Raw genomic sequence first — 11559 nt, 5'->3', positions numbered from 1 at the left:
GACGCCACACCGGTCGGCCCAGTGCAGCAACTTGCTGATGGCGTGCCGGATCTGGGCGTCTCGGTGATCGGCGGTGCCGGACAGGTCGTAGAAGAGCCGGCGCGGATCACCCATCGGGTTGCCGTTGCGGTCGAGTTGGTAGGCGGCGAAGTGGTCGGCGTTGGTGTCCACGCCGACCATGCCGTCAGCGCGGGCTGCCTCCAACGGCACCGTCTTGACGATGGGCCTGGTCCACGAGGCGGTGAGATACCAGCGCCCCCGCTGCACGTCGAGGTGAATGCGGTACGCCACGGCCCGGTTGCCCTCGATGCGGTCGCGCCACTCGGCGCCCCGATGCCGGAAAGCGACCTTGGAGGCCAGCACATACCGGCCGTTCTTGCTGTTGGCGTGGTGGGCGAGCGGTGCGGGCAGCTTGATGCTGACCTCGCCGTCCGGGGTGACGCGGATCGTCTCGTTCCCGTATCGCTTACCGGACTCGCCGTCGGCGGTGAGGAACCAGCATTCGGCCTCCCAGCGCCGGCGCCACTCGCGCTCGGTGAGCTGGGCGGCTTCGAGGTTGTGACGGTTGTTGAGAAGGCGTCGGCCGCCGCGTACGACGTGCACGACACCGGCTTCACGCTCGGCACGGGCGACGTCGAGGTGGTGTTCCAGCACGGCCAGACGCCGGGACTTGTGGAACCACTCGTTCTTGGAGCGGTATCCGCCGGGGGCACGCTTGGTGCCCTTGTGGCCGAGCGGCTGCGACAGGCGGTGCATCAGCGTCCGAACGCCCGCTTCGAGGGATTGGATGTGGGCGAGCTGGCAGCGGCGCGAGAGCGCCCACTGGTCGTGGGTGGCCTTGGTGATGCTCCCGGCCCAGCGCGACGACGACTGTGCGGTCAGGCCCTGCTTGCGGGCCGCCCACCCATCCGAGCTGTGGTCCAGGCCGTCAGCGCACCGGGCCTTGAGGTCCAGACAGGCCAGGCGTCCGAGGTGTTCGCCGACCAGCCGCAACACCTTGTCGTCTTCCGGCGTGAGGTGCCCCAGGCGGTCGCGTATCGCCACGCCGGACGGGCCGAGTGCGACGAACGGCGCGTCGATCGTGCGGAGCTTCTTCTTCGGCTCAGTCATCCGAGGCCGCCGCTTCCAGTGCCTTCTTCGACCTCGCCGTCATCGAGGACTACGAGTCGTCGGCCGGTCGCGGACAGGGCCGCTTCGACCAGTTCGACGTTCATCCGGCCGAGGCGGTCTTTGTGCTCCACCACCACGGTGGTCACCTTCGGATCGGCCAGCAGCCGCTTCGCCTTCGCACGAAAGCCGTTCATGCCCGACGCGATCTCGGACTCGACACGGACGACCTTGTGACCGGCCTTCGCCGCCCACGCCGACAACCGTGCAGTCTGACGCTCCAGATCCGGCTTCTGATCGTGCGAGGAGACACGGGCATACAGGCCCACACCACCGGTCACGGTGGGTGAGGTGTTCGCGTCGATGTTCACCAGGATCGTCCGCGGCCCCACTCGTTCCGCAGGGACGGCAACGTGCCCTCACGGAACCAGCGGTACGCAGTACGCGGGGCGATCCCCTGTGCGCGTGCCCATTCCGTCAGGTTCATACGCAAGACCATAGAGTACTCGTGTCAGCTAAAAGACACTTATAGACACTCATCTAATAGCAGTGCCGACCCTTGGCCCGGCCCGAAGCCGTCCTGTGCCTCACCTACGAAGTCAACGCCTTTGGCCGCGGGAGGGATGCCCGCCGAAACGGAGCAAAATGATGTTGCTGGCGCCTCGCACTGCGCCCGGCATGACAAGCTGTGCTTGCCCACCCCCCCCGAACCCAGGAGGTCACCATGACCGCAGAGCCCGTGTCTACGGAAGGTTCGGAGCAGGCTGCCCCAGAGACGTTCCCTCTGGAGCCGGACAGCGACGGCAACTACGACCTCAAGCGCAAGTTCCGCGAAGCCCTGGCGCGCAAGCGCGGTGCGCAGGCGGATGCCGCTGATGTTGCCGCCAAGTCCGATGCATCGAAGGTGCGTTCGGCGCAGGGCCCGGCTGCGAGCCAGCGGTCGTTCAGGCGCAAGAGCGGCGGCTGAGTCGATGAGTCCCGCGATCTAACCGCTTCACCGGCACTCGCGCGTCCCGTGCAGTGGCCCGCGACGTGCGCATGCCCGTGCGCGCGTTGCGGGTGGGGCGTAGCCGGGGACTCGCCTGGGGGAATGGCCCAGATGCGGTTGGCTCGGGTCGGTGGCGCCGCCGAACTGGAATTCCGGGATGAGGGCACTGCCTTGTCCGAGCTACGCGGCGGGTGTCGCGCGCCTTGCGTGCCCCTGTACCGCCGTGAAAATCGACTGCGGTTGTCCGGGGTGACGGTAGACATCCGCGTGGCAAGGACATTCGTTGCCCGTCCTGCTGCGGCTGAACGACGCACAGACGGTCGCGTTCCGGGCAGCGGTCGCCTTCGTGCCCAGCCACGACGTGCAGGTGCCGGCCTGCCCCGAATGGACGCTGTCCGATCTTGTGCGCAGGCGGCCCTGGAGCGCGGCGACAGGGCCGTCGCCCGCAACACCGACTCCCTCGCGGAACTGCCGGCCGCCCACGGCGAGGCGATCCGCCTCGTTCAGCCCGGCGGCTTCGCCACCGTCCGGTCCGGGCGTGCCCGACCTCGATGCTCGCGGGGCCGCCACCGGAACCGCGGACCGTGCTGCCGGGCCGCGGCTCAGGCGTCGATGATGACGGGGATGATGAGCGGCTTGCGACGGTGGGTGCGGAACGCCCAGTTCGCCACGGCGCGGGCGACGAGTTGTTCGAGTTGGCGCGCGTCCCCGACGCCTTCCTCGGCCGCGGTGGCCAGGGTCTTCTCGATGACGGGGATGACCGGCTCGAAGGTGGTGTCGTCGTGGACGAAGCCGCGGGCCAGGAAGTCGGGGGCCTCGGCGAGGGCGCCGGTGTCCGCGTCGACGATCGCCACCACAGTGACCACGCCTTCGGCGGCGAGGGTGAGGCGGTCCTTGAGCGACGCTTCCGTGGCGCCGCCGACCTCCATGCCGTCCACGTAGACGTTGCCGGCGGGGACCTTGCCGGTGATGGACGCCCGCCCGTCGACCAGGTCGACGACGACGCCGTCCTCGGCGATGACGACCCGTTCGGGGTCGACACCGGTACGGATGGCGAGGTCGCCGTTGGCCCGGAGGTGGCGCCATTCCCCGTGCACAGGCATGACGTTGCGGGGTTTGACGATGTTGTAGCAGTAGACGAGTTCGCCGGCGCTGGCGTGCCCGGAGACGTGCACCTTGGCGTTGCCCTTGTGGACCACGTGGGCGCCCCACCGGGTGAGTCCGTTGATCACCCGGTAGATGGCGTTCTCGTTGCCGGGGATCAGGGAACTGGCGAGCAGGACGGTGTCGCCCTTGCCGATGCGGATCATGTGGTCGCGGTTGGCCATCCGCGACAGCGCGGCCATCGGCTCGCCCTGGGAGCCTGTGCACACCAGAGTGATCTTGTGGTCCGGGAGCTTCTCCAGCTCCTTCGTGCTTACGACCAGACCGGAGGGGACCTTGAGATAGCCCAGGTCACGGGCGATGCCCATGTTGCGGACCATGGAGCGGCCGACGAAGGCGACCTTGCGGCCGTGCTGGTGGGCGGCGTCCAGGACCTGCTGGATGCGGTGCACGTGGCTGGCGAAGCTGGAGACGATGACCCGGCGCGGCGCGGTGCGCATCACCTGCTCGATCGCCGGGTTCAGCTCTCGCTCGGAGGTGGTGAAGCCGGGTACTTCGGCGTTGGTGGAGTCGGTGAGGAACAGGTCCACGCCCTCCTCGCCGAGGCGGGCGAAGGCGCGCAGATCGGTGATGCGGTCGTCGAGAGGGAACTGGTCCATCTTGAAGTCGCCGGTGTGCAGCACCATCCCGGCCTGGGTGCGGATCGCGACCGCGAGGCTGTCGGGGATGGAGTGGTTGACCGCCACGAATTCGCAGTCGAAGGGCCCGAAGCCGCGCCGGTCGCCCTCCCGCACCCGCACCGTGCGCGGCCGGATGCCGTGTTCCTTGAGCTTGGCCTCCAGGAACGCCAGCGTCAGCTTGGAGCCGACGACGGGAATGTCGGACCGCTCGCGCAGCAGGTACGGCACGCCGCCGATGTGGTCCTCGTGGCCGTGGGTGAGGACCACGGCCACGATGTCGTCCAGCCGGTCCCGGATCGAGGTGAAGTCCGGCAGGATCACGTCCACGCCGGGCTGGGTCTCCTCGGGGAACAGCACGCCGCAGTCGACGATGAGCAACTTGCCCGCGTGCTCGAAGACGGTCATGTTGCGGCCGATCTCACCCAGGCCGCCCAGGGCGATGACCCGCAGCCCTCCTTCGGGAAGGGGCGGGGCGGCTTTCAGCTCGGGGTGCGGATGACTCATACCCTGACGGTACCCGCAGAGCGGGACAGGTGATCCATTGCCTGTGCGATCTCCTGTTCCCGACGGAGCGGGGCACCCGCAGCGTGCCTCGGCAGGATCGGATCACGCCGGCGACCGGGGACAGGGAGCGGTGAAAGCGGTACCACCTTCCGTGGCCGAACTGTTCGCCCGGCGCTGGAGAAGATCTCGTGCACCCTGTCGTGTTTTCCGGCGTTCGCTGCCTCCCGGCGGGCCTCGGCACTGGTCCACTCGCAGTAGTCGAGACTCGGGTGTCCTCGGCGCTCAGGAGCAAGTGGGCTGAGAGGGCCCCGAGGCAGCTTCCTTCGCCGGGCAGACAGATGGCGGTGTCCCAGAAGCGCTTGCCGCTCCCGCCCGCCGTGCAGGAAGCCGATGTGGTGCCCCATCGAACTCGATGACGAGGTCGCGCGGGGGCGGCTCGTCCGTGGTCTCGACGAGCCGGTTCCGGGAAGTCCAAGGTGACGTCGTGTGGGGAGGGGCCGGTCACGAATGATCGGTGGGGCCCACCCGGAGAACAGTCGGCGGCGGGGAGAGGCCATGCCTCGCCGCAGCCTTGTGCAGAAGAAGGGCGCGAAGCTGCTTGATCACCATCGGCCGAGCCTCACGGGCGATCCAGCCCTTCGTTCCGGGCCTGATGCTGGCGCGTTTTCGCTAGCGGCTTCCGTCATGCCGTTATAGCGTTGTGATCAGCAGTCGTGGTTCCGAAGTTCCGTTCGCCCGTGATCGCCTCACGGGCGTTCTTGCTGTTCAGCGCCGCTCCGGACCAGGGCGATCACCTCCCGGTCGCGCAGCGTGCGTGCCCGGTTTCCCTCAATGGAGACAGTCATGGCCAAGGGCACAGTGAAGTGGTTCAACAGCGAGAAGGGCTTCGGCTTCATTGAGCAGGAGGGCGGCGGCCCCGACGTCTTCGCCCACTACTCCAACATCGCCAGCCAGGGCTACCGCGAGCTGCAGGAGGGCCAGAAGGTCGAGTTCGACGTCACGCAGGGCCAGAAGGGCCCGCAGGCTGAGAACATCCGCCCCGCCTGATCGCGCCCGGTAAAGGGGCCCGGCATCCCGGCTTCGGGACGCCGGGCCCTTACCGTCGCACGACGGTTCATCTGACTACGGGGTGTGGCCGGGCGCGGGCCTGGGACGGGCAAAATGGACACCCATTGTTTGACACTCAGGTCGCCCGACGCATCAGTACGGCCCCCCTTGGTCGCTGGCGACGCCGTCTACATCGCCGCATTCGACCCAGGGCGGCTTGTAGTCCTCGATCCGCTCTCCGGCAGAGAGCTGTGGCGCAAGAGCGCAGACGGCGCCTTCACCACCACGCCGTTCATGGCGGGCGCTCGGATCTGGGCCAGTGACCGTACTGGGGTCCTGCACGCGTGGGATCCGCGCACCCGCCAGCGTACGGCCCAGCTGCCAGCGCGGTGGAGCGAAGAAGGCCGCGGACAACCCGCCGTTGAGAGCCCATGATGTTCGTCTCCACCAGGGCGGTTGGCTGCAAGCGTGGGAACTGCTGTGGTCGTGATGTCCACGACATGTGGCTCAGGTTGGGGTGCAGTGCTAGTCGGAACCGGCCCATGGATGTGCCATCCAGCGCGGATCGGCGATCTCGCTGATCTGATCCAGCGCTTGGCCTTGGGCGCCGGGCTACGGGTTCTGAGCCAGCCATCGCTGGAACTCGCGGTGCCGGAACTGGTACGCGCCCCCGGACGTGCGCAGCAGACCTCCCGCGTGCGACCACCGCAAGAACCCTCCGAGCCGATACGGGAGTTGGTGGCGCACGCACAGCAGGAACACCAGGTACCTCCGGCCGCCGCCAAAGTCCTGCACCCAGCGCAGAGCCGCGGCCATCAGGCCGAAGGTCAGCACGTCGAGAATCGGCACCGAGGAGAGCACCAGCACGTCCGAGAAGGACATCACCCACCGGGCTGCCGCCATGGAGAGCCCGGCGACGACGAACACGGCGCCCCCGAAGAGGAGGTCGCCCCTCAGTACGTAATGCCACCTCACGGCGGTATTGACGTCGGGCGGGTACGTACCGCCAAAGGTATGGGTGAGGCCGGTTCCGTGCACGATCCGCATGCCCAGAAGAACTGACCAGAACACGGCTAGAGCGGGCAGGAACGAGACGAGCGATCTGAGACCCAGCGCGTCGGCCAGCCACGCGACAGGGAGGGCTGCCAGCCCGCCTAGCCCGCCGAGTACGAGCCCCACTGGCACCGTGTCGATGGCCAGGCGCAGCGTTGCCTCCGAGAACATTCGCCCCCAAGGCACGCACATGGGCAGGTCGCCCGCCTGTCTGAAGACGTCCCTCGCCGCCAGAACGGCCCCCAGCCCGGCAGTGGGGTACAGCCAGGCCGCCGTACTCTCCCTCAAGAGCAACAGCGGCAGCACGAGCCCGAGGAAGACGAGGGCGGCTGCCACCGCGTCCGTGTAGCGCACGCGGTCGATGCCTGCGATCGGCCATAGCCGGGGGCGGTGGATGTCGACGCGTTCCCCGGCATCGGGTCCGCTGCGCAGATGGCGGGCGATCACTGCGAGCCATCCTCGGACCCGTTCGGCGTCGTACCGCGACGGGCGGATGTCCACGACGGCCGGGATGAAGAGTGAAAGCAGGTGGTCCTTGAGCGGTCGCGCCGAGGAGTAGGAGAATAGCTCCGAAGGGTCGCCGCGCCTGTGATAGACGGCTTTGACGAGGAAGAGCCACCACGGCGTCGCCAGAGTCTCGTACAACACGGCGGACGAGGACAGGTGCTGAGCGAACCTCTGCCAGCGCTCCTCGTCCTCGAACACCCTGGTCAGATGCGCCGCGACGTGCTCCAGGCTCAGCGGGTCGATGTCGACGCCGACCGCGTGCTGCAGACGATCCGACCGCGGTAGGGCGTCATAGTGGGCCTTGCGGCACAACAGGACCAGCGGAAACGTCGACACCATGTTCCCGTGGTCGTTGAGCCGCTTCAACGCTTCCAGGGCACGCGGGGCTCGTGGATCCGGCAGCTGTTCCCCGTCCAGGCCGTACACGATGTCGCCGTGCGTGTCGGTGAGGCCCGGGTCCATCTCGTCCAGGCCGTCGAGGACGGGCAGGACGAGCCCATTCTCCACGATCCACTCCGCGCGCTGCTCGGAAATACCGGCCTTGATCACGTAGCCGATCAGAAGCTTCTCGAACGGCATCTTCAGGTCCCATTCGGCCAGCGGAACTCGTACGGGCACGGGGTCACTCGACGTGCGCTGCCCAAGAAGGCCGCGCACCAACTGCACCGACAGCACCGTCTTTCCCGCGCCGGCGGCTCCCGTGACGACGAGGCGAGGCTTCTCACAGGCCCGGTAGTACTCAGTGATGTCGGGGATGCCTGCGTCTGCCGAAGGACTGCTGCCCGCGACCTGCCCACGTTCCTCGCCTCTGGCGAAGTTCGTGTCGGGAGCACGCCGAGTGAAGGTAAGCGTGAGTTGCTCTTCGTCCCTGCCAATCAGAGCGCGGAACTGCTTCTCCTCGGCGGCCAGGACTCTCCTCGCCAGTGTTCGCGCAGCGCTCTGCGCGTGCGTCAGCCCGTCATCTCGCTGTGGAAGGGCCTTGCGGCCCGCCTCCCAACCGCCCAGCGAGAGGGCGAGACTCAAAGCCGTGAGCACCAGGCCCACGATGGAGGAGGTGCTGCTCGCGTCCTGGTGTCCCCTCAACAACTGCACGAGCGCCCAGACCGCCGCGCCCGCGATAACCAGGATGGTGATCAGCCACCTCACAGCCTTCGCCATGCGCTTCCCCCGCCCCCGGGAACCCGCCGATCTCCTCCTAGAGCAACGGTAGTTGATGAATGAGCAGCCTCGTCGCATTCCCCCGAAAGACCTGCTCTGGTCACTCAGGTTGAATTGGCGTTGTCCGGGGTGTCGAGACCGAGAAGCGAGAGGCTGTGCGGCTGGAGGCGGCCAGGTGGTCGAGGCCGGCGCCGGGACTGCGCAGCGGCGGAGCTGCGGATGTCGGACCGGTTGGTGCGCCGCTGCCTGTCGTTGGCGGCTTGCTGCTCTGCACGGCGTTTGCGTTCTGCGGCTTCGCCGCGTAGCCCGACTTTTTGTACGATTTCGGCGAGTTGGTCTCTTCGAGAGGGCGGCTGGGGGTGTCGGCCCCTTCGGTGGCTCGGTGGGGGTGTGCTCGCTTCGGTCCTGCTCTTGCAGGATGAGGAAGCCTGCCCATGGGCGGTAACGGTGAAATGGGGTGGAGCGCCTCGGCGCAGATGTGGTGGAGGAGCGCCGCGCGTTACTTCGGCATGGGTGAGGACTTCGGCCCGCGCCGCGCAGCCCGGCGACCTGATGGGCGCCAGGTTCAGCAGCGCTTGGCCCGCCGCTTGGCCCGCTCCTCGAAGAACCGCCCGGCCCGTCCCGGCAGGCCAACGCGGCCCTGCACCGTATCGTCTTCACCCGCCTGCGCCACGACCCCCGTACCCAGGCGTACTACGAACGCCGCACCCAGGAGGGCAAGACCCGCCGCGAGATCATCCGATGCCTCAAGCGGTATGCCGCCCGCGAGGTCTTCAACCTGGTCAGACCGGTTTCCCGCATCCCCGCGTTATAGGGGCGTCCGTGAGACGTGAGAGGGTCTGAGGCGTGAGTGAGACACCGTCGAACACCCTGCAATAACACTTTGACGGGCCAGAGGAGGCTCCCGTCCTGATCTTGGGCCCCTCCCTGGGTCCCACATGGCACATGTCGTAGAAACCGTCCACGGGCGTCCAGTTGGTCCGGGGGGAGCGCGTAAGTCCAGGTCAGAGCCTTGTGGCATGGGTGCGTCCGCGGGGTTGGTGACCGCCCGTGATCGCTTGTGATCGCTCGTGACAGGTGAGGACCCCTGTCGGATCGCTCCGGCGGGGGTCCTGCGTAGACGGGGATCGCGTCGGCACGCTGACGGCAGGCGAGCCACGGGCATGCGCGCATGGTCTCGTCCTGCGGGTTCCAGGAAGGCGTCGGTACCCCGAGGCGAGGGTGCTCTTTCGGAGGGGGAAGCGGCTCGCACCTTCGGATCCTGCGGCTGCAGGGCACAATGGTTCGCACGTCGTTGCCGGCGTGGGGTCCGGGGAGGGGCGTCGTGAAGTTCAGGAAGAGAACGCTGGAACTACTGGGCGATCTCATTTGCGGGAACCTCGGTGCGGACGTCCCTCGGTGATGCCGAGCCTGCGTACTTCCCGTGATGCACTTCGACTTCCAGGTAGGCGATCTGGACTCGGCGGTCGCCGAGGCGGTCGCCTGGGCGCCACGGTGGCGGAGTTCCAGCCGCAGGAGAACGTCCGGGTGCTCTTCGACCCGGCCGGCCACCCCTTCTGCCTGTGCTTCGACGAGGGATGACCGGCTGGGGCAGCCCCGGATGAGGGCCGGGAGAGGGCACACTACGAGTGCCTGGCCCGCCCTCACGCCACGAGATCCACAACTCTTGACAATTGCTCGGCCGGACGCGAGGTCGACTATGCCACGGTCGCCCAGGCGCTTGTATGCGTCGAATCGCGGCAGGCAGCGCTGGCTCCCTTCCCCGCGGGCAGCAACGGCCTGCTGATCCCGATCCGCGACGGCCTGATCACGGCCGAGCACGTGCGCGCGGAGCTGGGTGAACTCGTTGTCGGCAGTAAACCGGGACGTGCCTCGACGGACCAGATCACCCTCTATAAATCTGTCGGCGTGGCGGTGCAGGACGCCACGGCCGCGGCCCTGGTCGTCACAGCCGCCCGCCATCAGGCCCGGCGAGGAGACCACGTTGCGGTGATGCCGCGGTTCAGCTTGCCTGGTTCACCGACCAGCCTCCAGGCCACCCATCGACCAGGCTTCGGCCGGTGCCGTGCTTGCGCCGCCTGCCGCGTCCCGGTGGGGTCAGCTGTGCTCCGAGTTGTCGGCGGCCGCGGCCGCTGCGGAGCGGGATCCGACCAGGAGCAGGCACAGGACGGCGACGCCTGCGATGACGCCGGCCAGGACCAGGAGCGGGTCCAGTGGGCGGGTCGCGCCGGCGGGCTGCGCCGCCGGTGTCGCCTCCGGCTGGGCGGGGGCGGCGGCCGGGGCGGTGGACGCGGTGGGGGTGTCGCTCGCGGCGGGTGCGGGGGACGTACCGCTGTGGTGTCTGGGTGGGGCGGATGCCGGGCCCGGGGTGTGTGCGGGACTCGGCCCGGGCGCCATCGGCATGTCGTGGTGGGAGGTCGGGCTCGGTGCCGGAGCACGGGTGGCGGCGGCCTTGACGACGATCTGCGCGGTCATGCCGGGGTGGACGGTGCAGACGTAGCTGTACGTTCCGGCGGTGGTGAAGGTGTAGCTCCAGGTGCCGCCCTTGTTCAGCATCGGTGAGTGGAACGAGGCCGGGCCCGAGGTGGTCTTCACGTCGTGCGGTGCGGTGTCCTGGTTGGTCCAGGTGACGGTGTCGCCGACGGTGATGGTGAGCGAGCGGGGGCCGAACGCGTAGCCGGACATGACGATCTGGTGGCCGGCGGCCTGCGCGGCCGGCGCCTGCAGGAAGGTGAGGGCGGCCGTGAGGAACAGTGCGGCGAGCAGGGCGCGCGGGCTGCGGAGGGTCAGGCGGGGCGGCATGTGAACTCCGCGACGATGAGCAGACGCAAGCGGTCTGCGGGGCGGATGCGGGACAGGGCGAAGCCGGTGGTGCGGCGCAGCGGGCCGTAGGGAACGCGGGTGGTGCCGAGGACGAGAAGGCTGCTGTCGGTGCGTTCGACGACGCGCAGGGTCAGCGTCGCCGGAACTCCGGGGGCGGTCGTGTCGCCGGTGGCGAGTTCGCCCGGGATGCGCAGCCGCGCGTCGTCGCTGTCCGGTTCGATCGCGGTGCTGACGAAGGTCAGCTCCTCGCCGCCGAGTGCGGTGCCGGTCAGTTTCAGGCTCAGGACGCAGTCGTCGGCGGACGGCGCGACCGTGAGGGTCGCTTCGTCCGCGGTGACGCGGCGGCGCAACGTCGGCAGGGGACCGAGGTGGGTGGTCAGTTCGACGATGCAGCGGTCGTCGGCGGCGCCGTAGGTGCCGGGGTGCGGCAGCCAGGAGGGGCCGGGTACGGGAGGGGGAAGGGTCTGGGTGGGAAGGGTCTGTGTGTTCATGGCGGGCACCTCGGTGTGCGAGGGATGCGAGGGAGGGGACAATGGCCGGGTGGCGGGGGGGCGCGCGCGGGGGCCCGCCCCGCCCCCCCCCCCCCCC

At 68.6% G+C, this 11559-nt stretch carries 9 protein-coding genes and 3 pseudogenes; 6 read left to right on the top strand and 6 right to left on the bottom strand.

Going from position 1 to position 11559, the window contains the following annotated elements:
• Together ACFWYS_RS46045 and ACFWYS_RS46040 are read right to left on the bottom strand one after the other, a co-directional pair.
• Positions 1-1110, bottom strand: a 1110-nt coding sequence (locus ACFWYS_RS46045; RefSeq protein ID WP_384782953.1) for an IS200/IS605 family accessory protein TnpB-related protein, incomplete at its 3' end; no start/stop codon positions are given.
• Positions 1107-1478 carry an IS607 family transposase gene (locus ACFWYS_RS46040; protein WP_384782950.1) on the bottom strand — a complete coding sequence of 124 codons (372 nt, stop codon included), beginning with the start codon at positions 1476-1478 and terminating at the stop codon, positions 1107-1109. The genes ACFWYS_RS46045 and ACFWYS_RS46040, both read right to left, overlap by 4 nt.
• 353 nt (positions 1479-1831) lie before the next feature.
• On the opposite strand from ACFWYS_RS46040, the gene ACFWYS_RS46035 reads away from it, so the two are divergent.
• Entirely contained in the window at positions 1832-2074 is a 243-nt protein-coding gene (locus ACFWYS_RS46035; protein ID WP_384782947.1) for a DUF5302 domain-containing protein, read from the top strand.
• Positions 2075-2697: 623 nt separating this feature from the next.
• On the opposite strand, the gene ACFWYS_RS46030 is transcribed toward ACFWYS_RS46035, so the two are convergent.
• The gene (locus ACFWYS_RS46030; protein ID WP_384782944.1) at positions 2698-4383 is read right to left on the bottom strand and encodes a ribonuclease J; all 1686 of its coding nucleotides are present in this window, start codon (positions 4381-4383) and stop codon (positions 2698-2700) included.
• An 843-nt stretch (positions 4384-5226) separates the two neighbouring features.
• On the opposite strand from ACFWYS_RS46030, the gene ACFWYS_RS46025 reads away from it, so the two are divergent.
• Complete coding sequence (locus tag ACFWYS_RS46025; RefSeq protein WP_014670069.1) at positions 5227-5430, top strand: cold-shock protein; 204 nt, start codon at positions 5227-5229, stop codon at positions 5428-5430.
• 114 nt (positions 5431-5544) lie between these two features.
• The gene (locus ACFWYS_RS46020) at positions 5545-5865 is read left to right on the top strand and encodes a PQQ-binding-like beta-propeller repeat protein (protein ID WP_384782941.1); all 321 of its coding nucleotides are present in this window, start codon (positions 5545-5547) and stop codon (positions 5863-5865) included.
• A gap of 177 nt (positions 5866-6042) precedes the next feature.
• Here the strand turns inward: ACFWYS_RS46020 and ACFWYS_RS46015 are convergent, their stop codons facing one another.
• Positions 6043-8148 carry an NACHT domain-containing protein gene (locus ACFWYS_RS46015; protein ID WP_384782938.1) on the bottom strand — a complete coding sequence of 702 codons (2106 nt, stop codon included), beginning with the start codon at positions 8146-8148 and terminating at the stop codon, positions 6043-6045.
• Between the two features lie 613 nt (positions 8149-8761).
• On the opposite strand from ACFWYS_RS46015, the pseudogene ACFWYS_RS46010 reads away from it, so the two are divergent.
• From ACFWYS_RS46010 to ACFWYS_RS46000, 3 pseudogenes are all read left to right on the top strand, one after another.
• Positions 8762-8962 (top strand): annotated as a pseudogene (locus ACFWYS_RS46010) (IS110 family transposase); the annotation flags it as partial.
• A 32-nt stretch (positions 8963-8994) separates the two neighbouring features.
• Positions 8995-9096 (top strand): annotated as a pseudogene (locus tag ACFWYS_RS46005) (3-oxoadipate enol-lactone hydrolase); the annotation flags it as partial.
• Between the two features lie 873 nt (positions 9097-9969).
• A pseudogene (locus ACFWYS_RS46000) lies at positions 9970-10044 on the top strand (hypothetical protein); the annotation flags it as partial.
• 201 nt (positions 10045-10245) lie between these two features.
• Here ACFWYS_RS46000 and ACFWYS_RS45995 read toward each other — a convergent pair.
• The gene (locus tag ACFWYS_RS45995; RefSeq protein WP_384782935.1) at positions 10246-10950 is read right to left on the bottom strand and encodes a plastocyanin/azurin family copper-binding protein; all 705 of its coding nucleotides are present in this window, start codon (positions 10948-10950) and stop codon (positions 10246-10248) included.
• Positions 10935-11462, bottom strand: a complete 528-nt coding sequence (locus ACFWYS_RS45990; protein WP_384782932.1) for a hypothetical protein — start codon at positions 11460-11462, stop codon at positions 10935-10937. Before ACFWYS_RS45990 ends, ACFWYS_RS45995 begins: the two co-directional genes overlap by 16 nt.
• Positions 11463-11559: the final 97 nt, after the last annotated feature.

The sequence above is a fragment of the Streptomyces sp. NPDC059010 genome (genome assembly GCF_042740355.1).
In the GTDB taxonomy this organism is placed as follows: domain Bacteria; phylum Actinomycetota; class Actinomycetes; order Streptomycetales; family Streptomycetaceae; genus Streptomyces.
This window is presented reverse-complemented; position numbering and strand designations above follow the sequence as displayed.

Coding starts and splice junctions, on each gene's coding strand:
- ACFWYS_RS46025 (WP_014670069.1), top strand. CDS start 5,227: ATGGCCAAGGGCACAGTGAAGTGGTTCAACAGCGAGAAGGGCTTCGGC.
- ACFWYS_RS45990 (WP_384782932.1), bottom strand. CDS start 11,462: ATGAACACACAGACCCTTCCCACCCAGACCCTTCCCCCTCCCGTACCC.
- ACFWYS_RS46030 (WP_384782944.1), bottom strand. CDS start 4,383: ATGAGTCATCCGCACCCCGAGCTGAAAGCCGCCCCGCCCCTTCCCGAA.
- ACFWYS_RS46015 (WP_384782938.1), bottom strand. CDS start 8,148: ATGGCGAAGGCTGTGAGGTGGCTGATCACCATCCTGGTTATCGCGGGC.
- ACFWYS_RS46035 (WP_384782947.1), top strand. CDS start 1,832: ATGACCGCAGAGCCCGTGTCTACGGAAGGTTCGGAGCAGGCTGCCCCA.
- ACFWYS_RS46020 (WP_384782941.1), top strand. CDS start 5,545: ATGGACACCCATTGTTTGACACTCAGGTCGCCCGACGCATCAGTACGG.
- ACFWYS_RS45995 (WP_384782935.1), bottom strand. CDS start 10,950: ATGCCGCCCCGCCTGACCCTCCGCAGCCCGCGCGCCCTGCTCGCCGCA.